This is a genomic window from Caballeronia sp. S22 (assembly GCF_964261745.1).
GTDB lineage: Bacteria > Pseudomonadota > Gammaproteobacteria > Burkholderiales > Burkholderiaceae > Caballeronia > Caballeronia jiangsuensis.
The window spans coordinates 1,654,918-1,674,773 of sequence record NZ_OZ180035.1; the positions used below are offsets into that span (position 1 = coordinate 1,654,918).

22 protein-coding genes are annotated in these 19,856 nt (G+C 64.2%); 10 read left to right on the top strand and 12 right to left on the bottom strand.

Annotated features, from left to right (window positions below; all coding sequences use genetic code 11):
• Positions 1–22 precede the first annotated feature (22 nt).
• Together ACEN42_RS07715 and ACEN42_RS07720 are read left to right on the top strand one after the other, a co-directional pair.
• On the top strand, positions 23–1,243 hold the full coding sequence (locus ACEN42_RS07715; RefSeq protein ID WP_371879625.1) for an efflux RND transporter periplasmic adaptor subunit: 1,221 nt from the start codon (positions 23–25) through the stop codon (positions 1,241–1,243).
• Positions 1,243–2,754, top strand: a complete 1,512-nt coding sequence (locus tag ACEN42_RS07720) for an efflux transporter outer membrane subunit (protein WP_371881087.1) — start codon at positions 1,243–1,245, stop codon at positions 2,752–2,754. Before ACEN42_RS07715 ends, ACEN42_RS07720 begins: the two co-directional genes overlap by 1 nt.
• Positions 2,755–2,848: 94 nt before the next feature.
• Here ACEN42_RS07720 and ACEN42_RS07725 read toward each other — a convergent pair whose 3' ends face one another.
• Entirely contained in the window at positions 2,849–3,472 is a 624-nt protein-coding gene (locus tag ACEN42_RS07725; RefSeq protein ID WP_187604705.1) for a hypothetical protein, read from the bottom strand.
• A gap of 20 nt (positions 3,473–3,492) precedes the next feature.
• Positions 3,493–4,887, bottom strand: coding sequence for a selenium-binding family protein (locus ACEN42_RS07730; RefSeq protein ID WP_250483625.1), 1,395 nt, complete (start codon positions 4,885–4,887; stop codon positions 3,493–3,495).
• A 192-nt stretch (positions 4,888–5,079) separates the two neighbouring features.
• Between ACEN42_RS07730 and ACEN42_RS07735 the strand changes: the two genes are divergently transcribed.
• Positions 5,080–5,235 (top strand): hypothetical protein, encoded by a 156-nt coding sequence (locus ACEN42_RS07735; RefSeq protein WP_187604707.1) that lies wholly within the window; start codon positions 5,080–5,082, stop codon positions 5,233–5,235.
• Positions 5,236–5,311: 76 nt separating this feature from the next.
• Here ACEN42_RS07735 and ACEN42_RS07740 read toward each other — a convergent pair whose 3' ends face one another.
• On the bottom strand, positions 5,312–5,632 hold the full coding sequence (locus ACEN42_RS07740) for a hypothetical protein (RefSeq protein WP_187604708.1): 321 nt from the start codon (positions 5,630–5,632) through the stop codon (positions 5,312–5,314).
• Positions 5,633–5,719: 87 nt separating this feature from the next.
• Complete coding sequence (locus ACEN42_RS07745) at positions 5,720–6,190, bottom strand: Lrp/AsnC family transcriptional regulator (RefSeq protein WP_371879626.1); 471 nt, start codon at positions 6,188–6,190, stop codon at positions 5,720–5,722.
• 111 nt (positions 6,191–6,301) lie between these two features.
• On the opposite strand from ACEN42_RS07745, the gene ACEN42_RS07750 reads away from it, so the two are divergent.
• Complete coding sequence (locus ACEN42_RS07750; RefSeq protein WP_371879627.1) at positions 6,302–7,234, top strand: DMT family transporter; 933 nt, start codon at positions 6,302–6,304, stop codon at positions 7,232–7,234.
• A 12-nt stretch (positions 7,235–7,246) separates the two neighbouring features.
• On the opposite strand, the gene ACEN42_RS07755 is transcribed toward ACEN42_RS07750, so the two are convergent.
• Positions 7,247–7,534 (bottom strand): helix-turn-helix domain-containing protein, encoded by a 288-nt coding sequence (locus tag ACEN42_RS07755; RefSeq protein WP_371879628.1) that lies wholly within the window; start codon positions 7,532–7,534, stop codon positions 7,247–7,249.
• On the bottom strand, positions 7,527–7,841 hold the full coding sequence (locus tag ACEN42_RS07760; RefSeq protein WP_371881088.1) for a transcriptional regulator: 315 nt from the start codon (positions 7,839–7,841) through the stop codon (positions 7,527–7,529). Before ACEN42_RS07760 ends, ACEN42_RS07755 begins: the two co-directional genes overlap by 8 nt.
• A gap of 118 nt (positions 7,842–7,959) precedes the next feature.
• Here ACEN42_RS07760 and ACEN42_RS07765 point away from each other — a divergent pair, with 118 nt between their 5' ends.
• Positions 7,960–8,871, top strand: a complete 912-nt coding sequence (locus tag ACEN42_RS07765; protein ID WP_371881089.1) for a recombination-associated protein RdgC — start codon at positions 7,960–7,962, stop codon at positions 8,869–8,871.
• Positions 8,872–8,880: 9 nt separating this feature from the next.
• Here the strand turns inward: ACEN42_RS07765 and ACEN42_RS07770 are convergent, their stop codons facing one another.
• From ACEN42_RS07770 to ACEN42_RS07790, 5 genes are all read right to left on the bottom strand, one after another.
• Positions 8,881–9,945 (bottom strand): diguanylate cyclase domain-containing protein, encoded by a 1,065-nt coding sequence (locus ACEN42_RS07770; protein WP_371881090.1) that lies wholly within the window; start codon positions 9,943–9,945, stop codon positions 8,881–8,883.
• 40 nt (positions 9,946–9,985) lie between these two features.
• A complete protein-coding gene (locus tag ACEN42_RS07775; RefSeq protein ID WP_371879629.1) occupies positions 9,986–10,735 on the bottom strand; it encodes a hypothetical protein in 750 nt (249 codons plus the stop codon).
• A 494-nt stretch (positions 10,736–11,229) separates the two neighbouring features.
• Positions 11,230–12,120: a DMT family transporter gene (locus ACEN42_RS07780; RefSeq protein ID WP_371879630.1), complete on the bottom strand. Its 891-nt coding sequence runs from the start codon at positions 12,118–12,120 to the stop codon at positions 11,230–11,232.
• A 44-nt stretch (positions 12,121–12,164) separates the two neighbouring features.
• On the bottom strand, positions 12,165–13,076 hold the full coding sequence (locus tag ACEN42_RS07785; RefSeq protein WP_187604712.1) for a YihY/virulence factor BrkB family protein: 912 nt from the start codon (positions 13,074–13,076) through the stop codon (positions 12,165–12,167).
• 94 nt (positions 13,077–13,170) lie between these two features.
• The gene (locus ACEN42_RS07790) at positions 13,171–13,341 is read right to left on the bottom strand and encodes a hypothetical protein (protein WP_187604713.1); all 171 of its coding nucleotides are present in this window, start codon (positions 13,339–13,341) and stop codon (positions 13,171–13,173) included.
• A 165-nt stretch (positions 13,342–13,506) separates the two neighbouring features.
• Between ACEN42_RS07790 and ACEN42_RS07795 the strand changes: the two genes are divergently transcribed.
• Positions 13,507–14,982, top strand: coding sequence for an NCS1 family nucleobase:cation symporter-1 (locus ACEN42_RS07795; protein ID WP_371879631.1), 1,476 nt, complete (start codon positions 13,507–13,509; stop codon positions 14,980–14,982).
• A 7-nt stretch (positions 14,983–14,989) separates the two neighbouring features.
• On the opposite strand, the gene ACEN42_RS07800 is transcribed toward ACEN42_RS07795, so the two are convergent.
• Positions 14,990–15,313, bottom strand: coding sequence for a hypothetical protein (locus ACEN42_RS07800; RefSeq protein ID WP_187604714.1), 324 nt, complete (start codon positions 15,311–15,313; stop codon positions 14,990–14,992).
• A 110-nt stretch (positions 15,314–15,423) separates the two neighbouring features.
• Here ACEN42_RS07800 and ACEN42_RS07805 point away from each other — a divergent pair, with 110 nt between their 5' ends.
• The 4 genes from ACEN42_RS07805 (at position 15,424) to ACEN42_RS07820 (ending at position 19,822) form a co-directional block, all read left to right on the top strand.
• Positions 15,424–16,404, top strand: a complete 981-nt coding sequence (locus ACEN42_RS07805) for an alpha/beta fold hydrolase (RefSeq protein ID WP_371879632.1) — start codon at positions 15,424–15,426, stop codon at positions 16,402–16,404.
• A 110-nt stretch (positions 16,405–16,514) separates the two neighbouring features.
• Positions 16,515–16,739, top strand: coding sequence for a hypothetical protein (locus ACEN42_RS07810; RefSeq protein WP_371879633.1), 225 nt, complete (start codon positions 16,515–16,517; stop codon positions 16,737–16,739).
• Positions 16,740–16,810: 71 nt separating this feature from the next.
• Positions 16,811–18,553, top strand: a complete 1,743-nt coding sequence (locus ACEN42_RS07815; protein ID WP_371879634.1) for an IS1634 family transposase — start codon at positions 16,811–16,813, stop codon at positions 18,551–18,553.
• A 111-nt stretch (positions 18,554–18,664) separates the two neighbouring features.
• Positions 18,665–19,822 (top strand): galactosyl transferase GMA12/MNN10 domain protein, encoded by a 1,158-nt coding sequence (locus tag ACEN42_RS07820; protein WP_371879635.1) that lies wholly within the window; start codon positions 18,665–18,667, stop codon positions 19,820–19,822.
• The last annotated feature ends 34 nt before the right edge of the window (positions 19,823–19,856 follow it).

Consider the following 19,856-nt stretch of genomic DNA (forward strand, 5'->3'; position numbering starts at 1 on the left):
TCGATACGTGGGTGGAGCAAGGATGAAAGAGCAGGGCTCGCAAAGATCGGGCAATCAGCGACGCGGGCGCTTATGGCTCGTGATCGCGCTCGTGGTGGTCGTCGTGCTCGTCGCGCAAGGCATATGGTCGCGGCGCGCGGCGCATGCGGAACTCGAGCGCGATGCGAACGAGCATGGCGTGCAGACGGTCGAGGTCATCAAGCCGGCTCGCATGAAGGCTTCGCAGGATCTCGTGCTCGCGGGCGATATTCGCGCGTTTTCCGATGCGCCGATCTTCGCGCGCACCAACGGTTATCTGAAACGCTGGACCGTCGATATCGGCACGAAGGTGAAGAAAGGCCAGTTGCTCGCGGAGATCGATGCGCCCGAGATCAACGATCAGCTTCGTCAGGCCCGCGCCGATGCGCAAACGGCGCGCGCGAACTATCTGCTGGCGAAGACGACTTCGGAACGCTGGGCGCAGATGCTGAAGAACAACTCGGTGTCGCGTCAGGAAACCGATGAGAAGAACGGCGACATGCTCGCGAAGGAAGCCGCGCTGAATGCGGCGCAGGCGAACGTGTCGCGGCTCGAACAACTCGTGTCGTTCCAGAAGATCTATGCGCCATTCGATGGCGTCGTCACGGCGCGCAATACCGATGTCGGCCAGTTGATCGATGCGGGCAGCGGCGCAGCGGGCCGCGAGCTTTTTCATATTCAGGATGCGTCGACGTTGCGCGTGTTCGTCGATGTGCCGCAGGCGTATGCGCGCATGATCACGGTCGGCTTGCCCGCGGATTTGCTGCTCAACGAGGAACGCGATCGCAAGTTCGATGGCATCACGGTACGCACGGCGGGCGCGGTCGATCCCGTCGCGCGCACGATGCGTGTCGAAGTCGATGTGAAGAATCCGACCGGCGAGTTGCTCGCGGGTGCCTATGCGCAGGTGCGCTTTCGTCTCACGAGCGCGAATCCTTCCTTCACGCTGCCGGGCAATGCGCTACTGTTTCGGCCCAATGGCGTGCATGCCGCGAGCGTCGATGCGAACGATCGCGTGAAGCTTCTGCCGATCACGCTCGGCACGGACTACGGCACGCGCGTGTCCATCGTTTCCGGTCTGAATGGCGACGAGCGCGTGATCGTGAATCCGCCCGATTCGGTCATCGATGGCGCGACGGTGCGTATCGGCCGCTCGGACACGGGCGCGGGTGCGAGCGGGGCCGCGCGCGGCGGGGCGGCGAAGGCGGAAGGAAACGAATCGTGATGATGCGCGCATCGGTCAGAATCGTAGGATGGCTAACTATCGCCGTATCGGCCGGCTGCGCTGTGGGCCCGGATTATGTCCGGCCCGACGTGCCGGTGCCCGCAGCGTACAAGTCGCAGACGCTGCTCGATCTGCCCGAGGCCGCGTCCGCTGCGGCATCGCAGGACTGGAGGCCCGCGCAGCCCGCCGACGCGACGCCGCGCGCGCCCTGGTGGCAGGTTTATGGCGATCCGCAATTGAACGCGCTCGAAGAACGCGTCGTGACTGCGAACCAGACCGTTGCCGCGGCCGCCGCGCGTTATCGCGGGGCACGCGCCGCGGCTGCGCAGGCGCGTTCGGCTTACTTCCCTACGATCACCGCGAACGCGGCATTCAACCAGTCGCGCGTGTCGTCGAACGTGCTGTACAAATCGAGTGCGGGCGTGACCGTGCCCGACTATCTGATCGACGCGCAAATCTCCTGGGAGCCGGATCTGTGGGGACGCATCTCGCGTGCGGTCGAAGGCGGCCGGGCGGAAGCGCAGGCGAGCGCCGCGGACCTGCAAAGCGCGATTCTGTCGATGCAGGCCGAGCTCGCGACCAACTACTTCGATTTGCGCGGCACCGTCGAAGAAGAGCGGCTGCTGGACGCCACGCTGCAAGCCTATGAGAGAGCGCTCGCACTCACGCGCGATCGGTTCGCGGGCGGTGTCGCGGCGGAATCGGACGTGGCGCAGGCGGAGGAGCAGTTGCGCGCGACGCAGGCGCAACGCATCGATCTGGAGACTACACGCACGAGCCTCGTCAACGCGATCGCGATTCTTGTCGGCGAGAATCCGTCGAACTTTACGCTCGATGTCGCGCCGCTCAACGAAGCGCATTCGCCGCATCCGTCGGCGGCGCTCGCGGTGTTGCCGCTCAGCGTGCCGTCCGCGCTGCTCGAACGGCGGCCGGATATCGCGGCAGCGGAACGGCGCGTTGCCGAGGCCAATGCGCGCGTCGGCGTGGCGACGGCGGCTTTCTTTCCGAACCTCTTGCTCGCCGCGACGGGCGGTCTAGAAGCGACGCGCTTTTCGTCGTGGCTCGAAGCGCCGAGCCGCTTCTGGTCGCTCGGTCCCCAGCTCGCGTTCACGGTGCTCGACTTCGGCGGACGGGCGGCGGCCCGAGATGCGGCACGCGCCGCCTACGACGAGAACGTCGCTGATTACCGGCAGACGGTGCTGATTGCGTTCGGGCAAGTGGAAGACAACCTGAACGCGCTGGAAGTGCTGCGCCGCGAAAGCGAAGCACAGCGCGATGCGGTCGATGCCGCCCAGCGCGCGCTCGGCAAGGTAAGCAACCGCTATGAGAACGGCGCGATCACGTATTTGAGCGTTGTGGTGACGCAGGCGATCGTGCTGTCGGATCAGCGCACGGCGGTGGGTATCGAACGGCGGCGTATGGCCGCGAGCGTCGCGCTCGTGAAAGCGCTGGGCGGGGGATGGACCACGGTTGAGTTGCCGAGCGCGGAAGCGGTTTCGCGGCGTGATTGAATTTTGCGCGATGCGTGCAAAATGCCATTGGGCATTGCGCATGCAAAATGCGCTTTTCCCGGCGCGCGAGACATGCCAGAAAGCAACGTCGAAGCTAGACGAGCAAAAACACACCGCACGCAATCAACGCAGCACTCCAGACCCAATCGACATTGATCCAGCCGCTTCGCAGAAAGCCGAGTCCGCCGCGTTCCTGCACGGACATCGCGAACATGGAAATCGCGGCGATCACGGCGAGCATCGCGCCCGTATGGACGGTCAGCGCGAGCGCGGTGGCTTCGAGCGCCGTGTTCGCGACCTGACCAGTACATAACGGCAAAAGCGCCGGCACGAGCATCAGTCCCGCGCCGTGCGCACTCGACATCACGAAGGACCACAACGCGAGGCCCGCAAGCCCGGTACGCATGCCCACGGTCGGACGTCCGCGATGCCCGCGCCAGGCGCTCCACACGCCCCAGCCGATCAGCAGCGCTCCGCACGCACGCGCGAGCATGTCATGGCCGATCGCCATGCCGAGCGTGAGCGCGCCCGCGAGCACGAGCGCGACCGATGCCGCGTGACCCAGCGCGATCGGCACGAGCGACACGAGCGCAACGCGGCGGCTTCGCGCATAAAGACCGAGCGCGACCGCGAAAAGCCATCCCATCGCGGGATTCAGGCCGTGAAACGCGCCGAGGCCCGCGGCCGTGACGATGAGCGCGGGCGACGCGGCGTCCATGCGAAACGTCTCGTCGCGTCTCAGGGATAGCAGTACGAATCCGACGAGCAATCGCCGCCCTGCAACCGGATCTGATGCGGCCGATGTCCCTTCGGCCAGTCGATGAAGAATTTCTCGTCGACGGTGAGGCCGCCGTTGGGATCGGCGTCGAGCTTCACCATCCATCCGTCGATGCCTTCGGGATAGAACTGCGCATCCACCGCGCCGTACAGCGAGTTGGTGAAGTAGACGCGGCGCCCGTCGCGGCTCACTTCGACCATCTGCGGTCCGCCGTTCAACGCGCCGTTCGCGGCGCCCGGATGCGTCGCCCGCGCGACCACGCCGCCGATGCGCACCTTGCCCGTCAGCTTCGGTGCGAAGGGATCGGAGACGTCGTATTGCAGCATGTCGCCCGTGCCCCAGCACGACACGTAGAGAAAGCGGTCGTCCATCGAGAGATCGATGTCCGAGACGAGCGGCGGCACCGCGCCGAAGCCCTTGAGCAGCGGCGGCAGCGCGTCGGCATCGGCGGGCTCGGCGGGAATGTCGATGATCTTCTTCACCGCCCATTTGTCCCCGTCGCGATACCAGGTCCAGATCGACGACGACAGATCCTTCAGGCTGATCACGCAGTTGACGAAGCCGTATGCCTTGGTCGGATCGTGCGCCGGGCGCAGTTCGAACACGAGCTGATATTCGTCGCCGAAATCGATCTCCTGAATGTGCCTGCGCTTCGTGAAGTCCCAGAAATGCAGCTTGCGCCCGTACTTCGCGCCGAGCAGCAGGTCGGGCACGAGGCCGTTCTCGAAGGTATCGGGCGTGCCCCATTCGCTCGTGACCATCGTGTCGTAGCCGAGATGCCACCATCCGTCATACGCGAGTTGCTGCGGACCGCGATCGACTTCCCAGCGACCGAGCGGATCGAAGCTTTGCTGATCGAGCATCAGCACGCCGCCGGGCGCCTTGCCTTCGGCATTGCCGAGCGCGGTGATATAGATGCCGCCCGGCCCGCAGTGCACCGTGTGCGGCCGCGTATAGCCGGTCTTTTCCGCGAGCTCTTCGGGCTCGATCGTTTTCACGATGACGGGCTTCTTCGGATCGGGCTTCGTATCGATGATATGAATGCGCGACGAGCGCAGCCCCGGCACGACGAGATAGCGCCGCTCCATATGCGGATGCGGCGCGTTCGGGCACAGGCACGACGAGCACGCGTTCCAGCCGAAGTGATGCAGTTCGTCGCCGGTATCGGGCATCGCGATTTCGCCGACGATTTTCGTGTAGTCCGGCGAATCCGGATCGACATCGACGACGGCGATCTTGTCGGGCGTCTGGCGCTCGGGATCGAACGTCGCGACGTAGGCCAGCGTTTCGCGCGGCGCTTTCGCCGCGAGCCGCGGGGAAGGGTAGAAGCTCGGATCCGGTTTCCATGTCGCCATGCTGCGTCTCCCGATTGTGTGGTCGTCGATTCGCTTGCAAAAGCACTATAGGACACAAGCACGCGACACGCTTCCGATGCACTCACGGCGCAAAGCTGCTTTTCTGCTTTGCTTTCGCACGACGCGTGATTCGCCGGGGAAAACAGCGCCTAAACTATAGGCATCGCCCCTGGACCGAAAGAGGAGGTAACGATGGCCGAGCCGATGATCAGCCTGATGGCGGGAGTCGTTCTGGTGCTATGCGTCGCGGTGGTTCTCGTGATGCATCACCGGCACCCGCATATTCCCGTTCCGAAGGCGCGCTGGCTGGATACGCATCCGCCGCGCGACTGGCGGCACAGGCATTGACCTGCAGCGGGACGTGAATTAAACGGTTAGGGCGCCGGCATCGACCGGCGCTATTTTTTGCGCGGCGCAAAACGCATCAGCGGCGTGGCCCTTTCATCGCCTCGGCTTCCATCGCGGCGTGCCATTCCTCGCTGTTCTCGATCGGGTCCATGCCTTCATCGATGAACGCGGACGCGCGCTCCGCCACCGAGCGTGTTTCCTCGTCGGTTTCGTCGTCGATGACGCTGTCCTCGTCGGCGGGCGGCTCCAGCATGTCCTGCAGCATTGCCTCCAGTTCGGGCGTATCCCACGGCTCGCCGCGCTGCTTTTTCTTCTTGATGTAGTGCCGGATTTCGGCATCCTGCTCGGATGTCAGCGGAAGCCCGCGGAAGGTGCGGTTGGCGTCTAAGTCACTCATGTTCGTTCCTCTCGCGCATAACCTGTGATGCGTTGGCAAGCGCCTCAAGTGTAACGCCGTTCGTGCGCAGGTAAAAACGGGCGATATTCAGCCGAGCGGCGGCAGGCGTCTTTCGATCGGCGTCGCTTTCACGATGGCCGTGCTCGTCGCGGCGCGCTCGGTCACTTTCCCGAGGATGTCGTCGAGATGCTCGATCGAGCGCAAATAGAGGCGGCACACGAAGCAGTCGTCGCCCGTCACCTTGTCGCACTCGACGAACTCGGGAATGCGCCGGATCGCTTCCTCGACGAGATGCAATTGCCCGGGCAGCGGCTGCACACGCACGATCGCCTGCAGCGTGTAGCCGAGCGCGCGCGGATCGATATCGACCGTGAAGCCGCGAATCACGCCTTGCGTTTCGAGCCGGCGCATGCGCTCGGCCGTGCTCGGCGCCGATAGCCCGACGCGTTTCGCCAGTTCGCTCACCGCGATGCGCCCGTCGCTCGCGAGCACGGCGATGAGTTCGCGATCGATGGCGTCGATCCCCATCTGCGGCGTGCTGCCCAGGTTTTTTCCCATGATGGCCTTCGATTCAAAGGTCGAAAGATGTCGATGCCTAATTTTAGGCATGGTTTTGGGCAGAGCGCATCGATAGACTTGAAACCATCGGAATTGCATGACGGGAACGAGATGAACACGGAAAGAATCAACGCGCGCTTCGCCGGCGCATCGAACGCGCATGAACTGCGTCGCGGCGCGATCGAGATGTCGCTCGCGATGCTGATGTCGGGCACGATCGGCTGGCTCGTCGTGTCGTCGGGGCAGACGCCCTGGAACGTGGTGTTTTTCCGCTGCGTGTTCGGCGCGGCGACGCTCATCGCGGTGTGCGCGGCGCTCGGCTTTCTGAAGATGCGCTATTTTTCGTGGCGCATGATCGGGCTCGTCGCGCTCGGCAGCGTGGCGATCGTCGGCAACTGGCTTCTGCTGTTCGCCGCGTATTCGCGCGCGTCGATCTCGATGGCGACGACCGTCTACAACACGCAGCCGTTCATGCTCGTCGCGCTGGGCGTTATCGTGCTGCGCGAGCGCGTGTCGGCATCGACGATCGCGTGGCTCGGCGTTGCATTCATCGGCCTCGTGATGGTGGTGCGCGTCGAGCCCGCCGTGCTGGCGATGCCGGGGCAATACTTGGAAGGCATCGCGTATGCGCTCGGAGCGGCCTTTCTGTACGCGATATCGTCGATCGTCACGAAGCGCCTGAAGGGCACGCCGCCGCATCTGATCGCGATGCTGCATGTGCTGTTCGGCATCGTCATGCTCGCGCCGTTCGCGCGCTTCGCAGAGACGCCCGCGTCGATCGGCGGCTGGTCCGATCTCGTCGTGCTCGGCGTCGTCAACACGGGGCTCATGTACGTGCTGCTCTACGGCGCGATCCAGAAGCTGCCGACCGCGACCACAGGCGCGCTGTCGTTCATCTATCCGGTGGTGGCGATCGTCGTCGACTGGCTCGCGTTCGGGCAAAGGCTCGCGTGGCTGCAGGTGGCGGGCGCGGTGCTCATTCTGCTCGCCGCGGCGGGGGTGAATCTGCAGTGGCGGATCGTGCCGCGCAGACCGAACCCGTAAGCCGCACGGCGACTACGCCGCGCGCGGCAGATCGCGCAGCGCCTCGGGATGCGCGACGGCCACGCGCAGGAGCGTTTGAGCTGCACCCGTTGCATTGCGGCGGCCTTGTTCCCAGTCCTGAATCGTGCGCACGGAGACGCCCAGCAGGGCAGCGAATTCCGACTGAGACACGCCGACCTTCGCGCGCGCCAATGCCGCGAAGGTCGGCTCGATGCGTGTGGTATGTGCCGCGCGGCCCTTCTTCATGTCCCGCACCGATTGAAGAAGGTCGGCCTGGAATTTCTCGAGTTCCTTATCCATGTTGAATCGCCTCTCGAAGCTGGTTGAGGAAAGCCGTTGGCAGATTGTCGAATTTGGCTTTCGAGTACGCGATCAGCAGCCAAATTTCGCCGTCTTCAAGGATGTTGTAGTAGATGACGCGCGCGCCACCGCGTTTTCCTTTGCCCGGCGTGGTCCAGCGGACTTTGCGTAATCCTCCCGAACCTGGAATGACAGCGCCCGCGAGCGGGTTGTTCGCAAGCCATACGATGAACGCCTCACGTTCAGCGTCTTGCCAGATCTCGGCGGCATAGCGCTGAAAAATTGCTGTTTCGATGATCGAGTACATCGCGGCATTATACGGCATTGCCGTATAGCGGCGTGTGAACGCGACGCGAGTCGGTTCAACGTGAAATGCCATGTCGTATAGAATGGCGCCCCTTTCCGACTACATCGAAATTCGCGCCATGTGGTTCAAGAACCTTCAGCTTCACCGTCTCCCCGCACACTGGTCCGTCACGCCGCAGCACATGCAGCAATGGCTCGCGCCGCTCGCGTTCAGCGCGGCGTCGAGCATCGAGAACGAGCGGCGCGGCTGGGTCTCGCCGCGCGGCGACGATGAACTCGTCTACACGGCGAATCGTCAGATGCTCATCGTCTATCGCGCGGAGAAGAAGCTCTTGCCCGCGTCGGTCGTCACGCAGTTCGTGAAGGAACGCGCGGCCGAGATTGAAGAGCAGCAGGGCTTCAAACCGGGCAGAAAGCAGTTGCGCGAGCTGAAAGAGCAGGTCACCGACGAACTCCTGCCGCGTGCATTCAGCATTCGCCGCGACACGCGCGTCTGGATCGATCCGGTGAACGGCTGGCTCGCGATCGATTCATCGTCGGCGACGGTGTGCGACGACATCATCGGCTTGCTGGTGAAGTCCGTCACCGATCTGCCGCTCGCCAGCGTGCGCACCGCGCGCTCGCCCGTATCCGCGATGACCGAGTGGCTGCTCTCAGGCGAAGGTCCCGCTGGCTTCACGCTCGATCGCGACACCGAACTGCGCTCGACCGGCGAAGGCAACGCGACCGTCCGCTACGTCGGCCACGCGCTCGAAACCGCAGACATGCGCCGCCATATCGAAGCGGGCAAGCAGTGCATGCGTCTCGCGATGACTTGGAACGACCGCGTTTCCTTCGTGCTGACGCCATCGCTCACGTTGAAACGTGTAAGCGCGCTCGATGTCATCAAGGAAGCCGCCGATCCCACCGCGGCGAACGACGACGAGCGCTTCGAATCCGATTTCATCCTGATGACGGGCGAGCTCGCGCGCATGCTGTCGGCGCTGACCGACGCGCTCGGCGGCGAAGAAGACCTGCGCGCGGCCGCATAGGAACCGGCGTCACGCGGACGGCGACGGCGAGAACGCGTAGCCGTTCTTGCCGTTGCGCTTGACGGTGTACATCGTTTCGTCGGCGGCGGCCACCAGCCGCCAGTAATCGTTGACGCGGTCCGGGAAGCTCGCGATCCCGATGCTCGCCCGCACGATCGACAGCCCCATGTGCGCATCGGTCTCGCCGACGCACGCGATGATTCGTTGCGCGATCACGGCCAGTTCGCCGTCGTTCGAAAACTCGCTCACGAGCAGCGCGAATTCATCGCCGCCGATACGCGCGACCAGATCGCCGCCGCGCACCGCCTGACGAAATCGACGCGATACCGCGATCAGGAATTCATCGCCGATGCGGTGTCCGTGCGTATCGTTGACGCGCTTGAAGCCATCGAGATCGATATACAGCACCGCGATGCGCGCCGAGCCGCGCGCGCCGCTCGCCAGCGCATTCGCCGCTTCCTCCAGCGCCGCGAAGAGCTTGCGGCGATTGGGCAGGCCCGTCATCGGATCGTGCAGCGACGCCTGCTCGAACTCGTTCGACAGGCCGAGCAGTTGCCGGTTGCGCTTCGCATACATGCCGAGCGCGGTGATGAGCACGCCGAAAACGATCGCCGATAGCGCGATCAACGTGTGCGACACGCTCAGAATGCGCTCGCGCACGTCCGCGCTCGCGCGATCGCGCTCGGTGCGCCACCAGGCGTAAGTCGAATCGAGCGCGGAGCTTGCCTCGCCGAGCGCGATGGCCGGCGATAGCACGGCCAGCGGCACGGAAGGCGCCGACATCGGGCTCGCCGACACCAGCGCGTGCAGCGACGCGAGCCGTGCCGCCAGTTCGATGCGCGACTCGCGATAGGCGGCCTGACGCTGGGCGTCGCCGGCGGGGGCGTTCTGCAGGGACAGCGCGGCGGCACGCGCGGTATCGGCGCGTTCGACCGCTTCGAGCACGAGCCCGACATACTCCTGCTGCAGTTGCGCGGAAAAAATCGCGCGGATCTGCATCGCGAGGAACAGCAGGCCGATCAGCAGGCACAGCAATGCGGCGCCCGCGAGCGGCGCGGGGCCGGGCACGCGCATGCGCACGAGCGCATGCCGCACACGGCCCGCCAGCGTGTCCTCAGGGGCGTGAATACTCCTCTCGCTGACGGTTCGGGACATTGTGTCGATAGCTCACTCGATGGAAAAACGCGCCCATGCGCGCGAACAGCCCGCCCTCGGGCTTCGCGTGCGGCTGCTGACGCTTGCGCGCCTGCGCGTACGGATCGGCGTTGCCGCGATTGACGGCGGCCCGCTGCGTCGCCGATGGCGTGCCGCGGCGTTGCACGGCGGCGCTCTGTACGGGCGCGGCGGAAGATGCGTCGGCTTGCTGTGCCTGAGCGGATACGGCGGCCGTCGCGAGGGCCGTGTCGGCGCCGTTATCTGCGACTGTCGGCTCATCGGAGGCGTCGGCGGCCGGTGCGTTGTCCGCGAGCGATGCCGTGTCGATGGGCGCAGGCGCTTCGTTCGACGCATAGGGGAGCGCGCCGGTCAAAGGCGTCTCGACGGCCCCCGCTGACTGCGTTTGCGCGGCAATGGCGGGCTGGTCGATGCCGAGCGTCCGGCGCGCGCTCGCCATCGCTTCGGCATACACGCGCTGGTCGTGGTTGAACCACATGCCGTACGCGACGGTGCCGAGCACGCCGATGCCGAGCGCGGTCGCCGATGCCATCCACAGCGCGAGTCGCCCGAAACGCAGCGGTGTGCGCAGGGGGCCGGGATCGTCGTCGTAATCGATTGCAGGCTCGGGCGGTTGAATGACAGTGGGATCATTCGCGGGACTTGCACGATCCGCGATGCTCTCTTCGGGTAGCTTTGCGTGCTGAGGCATGACAGCGCTCTCCAGAACGTATTCGTCAGACAGCGGACCGGCGCGGACGCAGGGCGCGCGCTCGGTCCGGCACTTGCCCCGCGCGTCCCGTCATTTGGACGATGAACGCGCCGCGGCGACGTCGAACGTGACAGCCGAATGCCGGTTCAGCCTGCACTGCCGGGCCAATTTTTGCCAAACAATGTAACTCGCGCCACATACCGCCACAATTAGGGGCGGCGATGAGGCGCGGGAACGAAGACGCGGATTAGCGCGTTCGATGCTCGGCGAAATGGGCGCTGGCGGGGCCGGACGGACCAGTGCGCGGTGATTTCACCGCATCGCACGACGCGACGGCGAAGCAAGTTCGGCCACTATTGCAGCATTCTTCATTCCAGCCCCGATTTGATGAACGGTGCATGCATCATTCTTCAGAGGAAGTTCCCGCGCGTATGTGAGGTCGCGCACATACGCGCGCGGCGAGATTTCGAGTGTGGAGCGCGCGCCACACTCCGTCAGCGCCGTTTCGCCGACACGACGAGCGCGATGCCGCCGAGTATCGCGACCGCGCTCGCAGCGAGCCGCGCGGTCAGCGGCTCGCCCAGCAAAAGCACGCCGCCCGCCGCCGCGATCACGGGCACGCTCAGTTGCACCGTGGCAGCCGTCGCGGGCTTCTGACCTTTCAACGCCGCGTACCAGATGACGTAGCCGAGCGCCGAGGTCAGCGCGCCCGATGCGGCGGCGTAGGTCAAGCCCGGGCCGTCGAAGCTCGCGAACGGCCACGCGAGCGCCGACACGGCGAGCGCGAAGGGCAGCGCACGCACGAAGTTGCCGGCCGTTTCGGCGACGGGGTCGGACCGGCCGCGTCCGCGCAGCGAGTAGACGCCCCAGCCGACGCCCGCCGCGATCATCAGCGCCGACGAAAACGGATCGGGCGCGGCGAGGCCCGGCAGCACGAGCCACACGAGTCCGGCGAGCGCGAGCAGCAAGCCGAGCCATTGCATCGCGGCGAGACGTTCGCCGATCGCGATGCCGTAGCCGATCATCGTCGCCTGCACCGCGCCGAACAGCAGCAGCGCGCCGGTGCCCGCCGCGAGCCGCACGTAGGCATAGGAGAACGGCGCGGCGTAGACGGTCAGCGCGAGCGCCGATACCCAGTTCCCGGCGCGGCGCGTATCGGCGCGAGCATGGCTGATGCGCGCGCGCAGCATAACCCACAGCACGAGCGCCGCCGACGCGATGCGCACGAGCGTGAAGCTCGCCGCGTCGATCTGCGTGCCTTTGAGCGCGAGACGGCACAACAGCGAGTTGCCGGCGAAGGCGAGCATCGCGACGACGGTAAGCATCGCGATGCGCGCGCCATGCGACGCGCTCGCGGATGAAGCATCGAAATCGGACTTGGACATCGGCAGCGCGATGGACGAGGGCGCCTCACTCTAGCGCAGTCGCGTCAGCCCGTGGTGAAAGGCTGCGGCGGCGCATCGCCTTCGGTGCCGAAGCGCTCGAATTCGGAGATCACCTGCGCGCCGAAGAGCAGCAGCGTGGCAAGCGCCTCCAGGCTGAACAGCACGACGATCGACGTCGTCAGCGAGCCATACACGACGCTCACCTGCGAGAGCGTCGCGAAGTACCACACGAGCACATGGCGCGTGATTTCCCACAGCACGGCCGCCGTCACGCTGCCGAGCAGCGCGAGCCGCAGCGACGGCCTGCCGACCGGCATCACGAGATAGATCGACGTAAGCACGAATATCTCGCCCGCCACGCCGAGCAGATAGAGCAGGAGCCGCGACACGCCCTTGAGCGACACCTCGACGCCGAGCAGATCGACGCTGTTGCTGCCCATCGCCTGCAGGCCGTTCGACACGAGCGTCACGATCAGCATGCCGACGCCGAGAAACAGGATGTAGCAGTAAGGCAGGAGCGCCGAGAGCAGAAAGTGCCGCCGCCGGATCGCGACGCGATGCACGAAGATCACCGACATCGCGTTCTCCAGCACGGTGAACGCGAGCGAGCTGAAGAAGATCATCGTGACGAGCAGCAGCCAGCCGAGCACCGCGCGATGCGCGAGGAAGTTGGCGAGTTCGCGCACGACGGCGCGCGCCTGGCCGGGCACGAGCCATTCGAGCAGATGCGCGAGGGTTTCGAGCAGTTCTTGCTGACCGATGAATTTGGACAGCACGATCACGATCAGGATCAGCAACGGAACGATCGACAGGAGCGCGTAATACGCCACCGCGCCCGCGAGCAGCAGGCCCTGGTTCGCACGGAACGCTCGCATGGTCCGCATCGCGAAGCCGAACGGATGGCGCGCGACGCTTCTCACCTGAGGGCCCAGCACAGGACCGAGAATCTTCGACATGGAACCTCCGCGGCGCGATGCTGCCCATCCTGTTCCGACGAGCAAGGATCGCTCCCGTGCGCGCACGCGCCTGGCGGAAGTCCGAAGCGGAAGGTCAGCCGGGGCGACGCGCCTCGCTGCGCGCGGCGGCCTGCTGCGCGGCTTCCTCGAACGCGAGATCGAGCAGGATATCCACTTCGCACGCGGGCAACTCGGTCGCGTCGACGTTGCGCAGTCGGCAGAAAAGCGCGAGCGCCTCGGCTGCGGCGGCGAAGGCGTCGTTCATATCGCGGGAATTAAGGCGTCGTTTTCTCATGGTTCACATAACGGCAGCCGCACGGCCGGACTTTAATGTGCGGCGGCGCAGCGCGCATTCCACTTTCACCTTCCGCTTCTGGATGGATTAACCTAGGTTCATAACACGCGCCCGTCGAAGGCACAGGAGGACATCATGGCCGCATCCCACGCAACCTCCGCCGCCGACCCGCTCGGCGCCGACGCCGAAATCGTCAACGCCGACGAACGCCTCTACAACCACGATCTCGCGCCCGTGCCGCGCGCAAAGCGAACCTGGAACGGCTACAGCATCTTCGCGATGTGGATGTCGGATGTGCACAGCGTCGGCGGCTATACCTTCGCGGCGAGCCTCTTTCTGCTCGGCATCTCCGGCTGGCAGGTGCTGCTCGCGCTGACCATCGGCATTCTCATCGTGTATGTGCTGATGAACTGGGTCGGCAAGCCGAGTCTCAGGCACGGCATTCCGTTTCCCGTGATGGCGCGCGTTTCGATGGGCGTGATGGGCGCGAATCTCGCCGCGCTGATCCGCGGCGTGGTCGGCATCGTGTGGTACGGGGTGCAGACGTATTTCGCGTCGAAGGCCGTTGCGACGCTCCTGCTTCTGTTCGTGCCGTCGGTCGTGGCGTGGCGCGATACGAGCTTCCTGCGGCTCGACATGCTCGGCTGGGTGAGCTTTCTTTTCATGTGGCTGCTGCAGCTCATCATCTTTCAGCGCGGCATGGAGATCATCCGCAAGTTCATCGATTTCTGCGGGCCGGCGGTGTATGTCGTGATGTTCGTGCTGATGGGCTGGATCCTGTATCGCGCGGGTCTCGGCAGCTTGAATCTCACGCTGTCGGGCAAGGTGCTGTCAGGCGACGAGCAACTGCACGCGATGGTCAACGCGACCCTGCTCGTCGTGAGCTACTTCGCCGCGCTGCTCTTGAACTTCGGCGACTTCTCGCGCTTCGCGAAGAGCGAGCGGCAAATGAAGATCGGCAATTTTCTCGGCTTGCCGTTCAACTTCGTCGCGTTTGCGATCATCACGGTGATCGTCACGGCGGGCAGCGAGAAGGTGTTCGGCACGATGATCATGGACCCGGTCGAGATCGTCTCGCGTATCGAGAACAAGGTGTGGGTGGCGATCGGCAGCATCACGTTCGTCATCGCGACGATGGGCATCAATATCGTCGCGAACTTCGTGTCGCCCGCGTATGACATCGCCAATCTTTTTCCGAAGCATGTGGACTTCAAGAAGGGCGGCCTGATCGCGTCGATTCTCGCCGTGCTCGTGTGCCCGTGGATCTTCGTCGACAGCCCGAAGGCGATCACGATTTTCGTGTCCGTGTTCGGCGCCGTGCTCGCGCCGATGTACGGCGTGATGATGGCCGATTACTACCTCGTGAAGCGTCAGCAGGTGAAGACCGCCGACCTCTACACGATGCAGCCCGGCGGACGCTTCTACTACGATGGCGGCTGGAACAAGGTCGGGCTCGCGGCGCTCCTCGTGTCGGGCGCGATCTCGGTCGGCTGGGAGCTGTCGACGCAAATGCTCAAGCTCCTGCCGCCGAACAATCTCGGCTGGCTGATCGGCGCGGCCGCGGGCGCGCTGCTCTATGTCGTGCTGATGCGCATGGCGAATCGAAAATAACGCGGCTTTATTTGAGCCACTTGCGCACGTCCTGCTCCCATTCGGGCTGGCCGCAGTTCGGCGGATTCTCCGGGCCGAGCACGGTGATGTAGCCCTTGTCCTTCATGCACGCCTCGTAGGCGCGCACCTGCGTGCAGCGGCCCGCGCCCGCTTTCTTCGCGGCGGCCTTGCATGCGGACATCGAGTTGTCCATGCCGCTGAAATCGGCATCGGGACCGGCATCGTTCCATGAGGGCGGGTTCGCGCTCGCCGAGAATTCGACGGGCGTGCTGCACGCGGCGAGCATCAGTGCGGCGGCGGGAAGAAAGCACGAGCGGAAAAGTCGATTCATCTGCTTGAACTCCTTTTTCTTAAGCTCTTGTTGAAGGCGCACGATCGGCCGCCTATTATTCCCCGCTGTCGTGACGCGCGTCGCGTTTTTTTATTCCGCCTGGAGCCCCGATGAAACTCATGCCGCTCGCCCGCGTCGTGTCGTCGTGCTTCGCCGTCGCAGTGTTATCGATCGCATCGCCCGCGTTCGCCGACGATGTCTCGTTCGGCGCGAGCCAGCTTTGCGGCTTGCAGAGCGCGCGCCCCGACCGGAACGCCGCCGTGCAGGTGAAAACCGTGCAGGGCAGGAACGGGCCGATCGGCTATGCGCGCTTCGGCCACGGCACGCCGCTTCTGCTCATCACGGGCTATCGCGCGACGCTCGGCGAATGGAACGCGTATTTTCTCGGCGCGCTCGCGAAGCATCATGAGGTCATCGTGTTCGACAATCGCGGCATCGGACGCTCGACGCCGATGGCGGGGCATTACGGCCCCGACTACGGCATCCGCGACATGGCCGCCGATGCCGCCGATGTCATCGCGGGTCTGAAGCTCGCGCGCGTGGACGTGGTCGGCTGGTCGATGGGCGGCATGATCGCGCAGCAGCTCGCGCTCGATGCGCGCGAGAAGGTCGAATCGCTCACGCTGATCGCGACCGCGCCGCCGGGTCCGGAAGCGGTGCCCTTGACGCCCGAAGTGCAGCAGGTGCTGTCGAGTTCGGGCGCGGACGCGTTTCCCAGAATCATGGCCGTGCTCTTTCCCGCCGATGCCGTCGCGGATGCGTCGAAGTGTTTCGTCGGCGACATGTTCGCGCCGCGCGGCTACAAGGGCCCGCCCGTGCCCGATGCGGTCGCGGATCAGCAGAATCGGGCGATGACGCAGTGGTTCGCGGATTCCGCCGCCGCCGATCGGCTGCGCCGCTCGCCGGTGCGCACGTTGATCATCGCGGGCGCGAACGACGATGTTCTCGCCGATGCCAACGCGCGCCATCTCGAACAGATGATTCCGCGCGCGACGCTCGATGTGGTCGCGGACGCGGGGCATGCGCTGATGTTCCAGTACCCGATCGAACTGGCAGGACATATTCAGGCATTTGTCAGATATATTAGGTAGGCGCTTAATTCTGAAATTTCTGAGTTTTTTATTTTGAGATTTGCGTCATAGTTGCGAGTCCCAGTATTTGGACTCGCAGCGATATGCAGTCCATCTCGAAATTCTGACTCATGCTCATCATCAGCCTCTTTTTTCGACGTTCCCCCGCGGCGCTGGACAATCATCGGCATTACGCAGCGCTGCACGGCTATCGCCACGTCTACGTCGAAGCGGCGGACATCTATGAGTCGCCGTCCGCGCAGTGGCTTTTCAGATACGAGACGTTGCTTAGCCCGAGCTTTGGCTTCTCAAGTAGCCGAGATCCGCGTCAGCGCTGGGTTTCGGCTATTTTTTAAGCTATCATGTACCCATGTAAATGAGTATTTTTGTATTGCTTTTCTGTGCATATATGCTTGAATGAGTGTTCATGTATATCGAACACGTCCCCAACCGTAACTCCCCTCCGGCCGTGCTATTGCGCGAGTCTTATCGCGAAGGCAACACGGTTAAGAAGCGCACCCTCGCCAACATCTCAGCGCTGCCCGCCGAAGTTATCGAAGGCTTGAAGGTTCTGTTACGCGGCGGCGTCGCGGTGGCCTCCGCCGAGGAGGCTTTCGTGATCGAGCGCAGCCTGCCACACGGACACGTGGCCGCCGTGCTCGGCGCGGCGCGCGCCTGCGGCGCCGAGCAGTGGTTTGCGGCCGCGCCTGCTGCGCTACGCTCGGTGGTGATGGCACTTCTGGTGGCGCGGGTGGTTTCGCCTGCCTCCAAGCTCGCCACCCATCGCATGTTGTGCGAACAGACCGCGACTCACTCGCTGTCGCGACTGCTGAAGTTGGACGATATCGAACTCGAGCAGCTTTATGCCGCGCTCGATTGGCTCGGCGAAGCGCAGGAAGGCATCGAGAAGCGACTTGCGCAGCGCCATCTGAGCGGCAGCATGCTGGTGCTCTATGACCTCACCTCCACGTGGCTGACCGGGCGCTGCTGCGAGCTCGCCGCCCACGGTTATAGCCGCGATGGCAAGCGCGACGATCCGCAAATCGTGTTCGGCTTGATCTGCACGAGCGACGGTTGTCCGGTGGCCGTCGAAGTCTTCGCGGGCAATACTGCTGATCCCGCTACCGTGGCCTCGCAGGTGGACAAGCTCAAGCACCGCTATGGCATCGAGAAGCTCGCCTGGGTGGGCGATCGGGGCATGCTCACGCAGGCGCGCATCGACACGGTCTTGCGCCCGGCGGGCCTTGACTGGGTGAGCAGCCTGCGCGCCCCGCAAATGGCCGCACTCGCTCAGGACAAGGGACCCTTCCAGCCCTCGCTATTCGATGAGCGCAATCTGCTGGAGGTGACCAGTGAGGCGTTTCCCGGTGAGCGACTCATCGTATGCCGCAATCCGCTATTAGCCGAGGAGCGTAGTCGCAAACGCGAGGCGCTGCTGCAGGCCACTGAAGCCGAATTGATGAAGATCGCCGAGGCGACCCAGCGCATGCGTAATCGACTCAAGGGCATCGAAGCGATTGCTTTGCGCGTGGGCCGCATCATCGATCATTTCAAGATGGCCAAGCATTTCGAGTTGAACATCACCGACTCGAGCTTTACGTGGCTGCGTAAGTCCGAACAGATCCAGCAAGAGGCCGCGCTTGATGGCCTGTATGTGGTGCGCACGAGTCTATCGGCAACGGAACTGCCCGCCGAGGCGGCCGTGACGGCCTACAAAGGACTCGCGGTCGTGGAGCGCGCTTTCCGTTCGCTTAAGACGGTCGATTTGCAGGTGCGCCCAGTATTCCACTGGAACGCCCAACGAGTGCGCGCGCACGTCTTTCTATGCATGCTTGCCTATTACGTCGAGTGGCACATGCGCGAGACCTTAAAGCCGATGCTGTTCGATGACGAATATATCGAATTCGCGCGTGCAACGCGGGTCTCACCAGTGGCTAAAGCACGGCGCTCGGATCACGCGAAAGCCAAGGATGCCACCCGGCTTAGCGAGGACGGCTTGCCGCTCCATAGCTTTCGCACGTTGCTCGATGATCTGGCTACGCTTGCCTACAACGTCTGTCACACCCCTCTCAATCCGCAAGCGAAGATCGTCATGATCACACGGCCGACGCCGGTACAAACAAAGGCCTTCCGCCTGCTCAACGTCAGCCCCGCAATCTGTACCCAGTAATCGTCTCGTTCACGCACGCATAACCGTGAGAAATCAATGGTCTATGCGCGGCGCACACTCAAAGTTCGGCTTAGCGAAGCGTGCCGCGCGCAAGACGACGAGATCGTGCTGTTGCTCAGCGAAAACGCCGCGATCGTCGAGCCGATTAACCTGGAGGCCGCGCTCGGGGAGTCCGACTGGCGGCTCACACGGCTGGAGAACAGCGAATATCCGCAGTCCGACGTGCAAATCTGGCGCAACACGGCGCGCGTTCGCTCGATGTTGCTGAACGTCGTGCATCATTGCCGCTTCGGGACCGAGCTGCCCGCCGTCGAAACCGAACTGCTGCGTGAATTCGACTGGGTCCACTGGACCGAGACCTCCCGAGACGAAGCGGGCGAGTTCCACGCCGTCCTTCCGGCATCGGGGGCACACTATCCCGTATGGCAAAGCCGGCGGGTGTTTGCGCTCAGCATCGCCGAGGGTCACAACGATCTGTCGCGCAAGGCCGCGCACCCCAGGCTGCGCGAGGCTTTGCTCAGCCATCTGAACGCAACGCGCGAGGACCCGCAGGCGCGCTCGCTCGTGCCGTTCCACGGCGCGCCGCCCCCGCGGACGCAGGCGCTCGACGTCTTCAATCCGGGCAAGAGTATCGCGATTTGCACGCTCTATACGCCGAACGTTGCGCAATATGGCTACATCGCGGAAGAGCGCATGCGCGCCTATTGCGATCGTCACGGCTATACCCTTTACGTGCATCGTGATGTTCCGGCACACCTCGGCGCACGCCTGCCAATTCGTGGCAACTGGGTCAAGCCGTATCTGCTGCTGGACAATCTGCCGCATCACCAGTGGGTCTTCTGGCTCGACGCCGATATCCTCGTCAACGATGTCAGCACGCCGCTCGAACCCCTGTGCGACGGGCGCGATATCGTGCTGGCGCGCGATATCGGCAACTGGTTCTTCAATTCGGGCGTGATGGGCTTTCGCCGCACGCACACCAACAGCACGCTGCTCGCGAGCAGCGTCGAAGGCATCGAGAACATCGAAGACAAAGAGAATGTCGTGACGGCCCCCGGGGATCAATATCACTTCAACCGCGCGGTCCTCGAACATTCCGGCCTGACCAACGACGACGTCTATAGCTTCGTCGAGATCAACACGCCGTGGGGTTTTCGCATGCCGTCGAGCTTTCTCGTGCATTACCACGGCATGTCCGAAGGCATGCGCGTCTTGCTGATGCGCTACGACATCGCGTTGCGCGAGCGGGAACTGGCAGAGGCGGCCTGACCCGTTTGCGCAACGCGCGGGCGCACCGGTCGAA

Excerpts from the sequence above, each read along its gene's own strand:
- ACEN42_RS07715 (WP_371879625.1), top strand. The coding sequence starts at position 23 with ATGAAAGAGCAGGGCTCGCAAAGATCGGGCAATCAGCGACGCGGGCGC.
- ACEN42_RS07720 (WP_371881087.1), top strand. The coding sequence starts at position 1,243 with ATGATGCGCGCATCGGTCAGAATCGTAGGATGGCTAACTATCGCCGTA.
- ACEN42_RS07725 (WP_187604705.1), bottom strand. The coding sequence starts at position 3,472 with ATGGACGCCGCGTCGCCCGCGCTCATCGTCACGGCCGCGGGCCTCGGC.
- ACEN42_RS07730 (WP_250483625.1), bottom strand. The coding sequence starts at position 4,887 with ATGGCGACATGGAAACCGGATCCGAGCTTCTACCCTTCCCCGCGGCTC.
- ACEN42_RS07735 (WP_187604707.1), top strand. The coding sequence starts at position 5,080 with ATGGCCGAGCCGATGATCAGCCTGATGGCGGGAGTCGTTCTGGTGCTA.
- ACEN42_RS07740 (WP_187604708.1), bottom strand. The coding sequence starts at position 5,632 with ATGAGTGACTTAGACGCCAACCGCACCTTCCGCGGGCTTCCGCTGACA.
- ACEN42_RS07745 (WP_371879626.1), bottom strand. The coding sequence starts at position 6,190 with ATGGGAAAAAACCTGGGCAGCACGCCGCAGATGGGGATCGACGCCATC.
- ACEN42_RS07750 (WP_371879627.1), top strand. The coding sequence starts at position 6,302 with ATGAACACGGAAAGAATCAACGCGCGCTTCGCCGGCGCATCGAACGCG.
- ACEN42_RS07755 (WP_371879628.1), bottom strand. The coding sequence starts at position 7,534 with ATGGATAAGGAACTCGAGAAATTCCAGGCCGACCTTCTTCAATCGGTG.
- ACEN42_RS07760 (WP_371881088.1), bottom strand. The coding sequence starts at position 7,841 with ATGTACTCGATCATCGAAACAGCAATTTTTCAGCGCTATGCCGCCGAG.
- ACEN42_RS07765 (WP_371881089.1), top strand. The coding sequence starts at position 7,960 with ATGTGGTTCAAGAACCTTCAGCTTCACCGTCTCCCCGCACACTGGTCC.
- ACEN42_RS07770 (WP_371881090.1), bottom strand. The coding sequence starts at position 9,945 with ATGCGCGTGCCCGGCCCCGCGCCGCTCGCGGGCGCCGCATTGCTGTGC.
- ACEN42_RS07775 (WP_371879629.1), bottom strand. The coding sequence starts at position 10,735 with ATGCCTCAGCACGCAAAGCTACCCGAAGAGAGCATCGCGGATCGTGCA.
- ACEN42_RS07780 (WP_371879630.1), bottom strand. The coding sequence starts at position 12,120 with ATGTCCAAGTCCGATTTCGATGCTTCATCCGCGAGCGCGTCGCATGGC.
- ACEN42_RS07785 (WP_187604712.1), bottom strand. The coding sequence starts at position 13,076 with ATGTCGAAGATTCTCGGTCCTGTGCTGGGCCCTCAGGTGAGAAGCGTC.
- ACEN42_RS07790 (WP_187604713.1), bottom strand. The coding sequence starts at position 13,341 with ATGAACGACGCCTTCGCCGCCGCAGCCGAGGCGCTCGCGCTTTTCTGC.
- ACEN42_RS07795 (WP_371879631.1), top strand. The coding sequence starts at position 13,507 with ATGGCCGCATCCCACGCAACCTCCGCCGCCGACCCGCTCGGCGCCGAC.
- ACEN42_RS07800 (WP_187604714.1), bottom strand. The coding sequence starts at position 15,313 with ATGAATCGACTTTTCCGCTCGTGCTTTCTTCCCGCCGCCGCACTGATG.
- ACEN42_RS07805 (WP_371879632.1), top strand. The coding sequence starts at position 15,424 with ATGAAACTCATGCCGCTCGCCCGCGTCGTGTCGTCGTGCTTCGCCGTC.
- ACEN42_RS07810 (WP_371879633.1), top strand. The coding sequence starts at position 16,515 with ATGCTCATCATCAGCCTCTTTTTTCGACGTTCCCCCGCGGCGCTGGAC.
- ACEN42_RS07815 (WP_371879634.1), top strand. The coding sequence starts at position 16,811 with ATGTATATCGAACACGTCCCCAACCGTAACTCCCCTCCGGCCGTGCTA.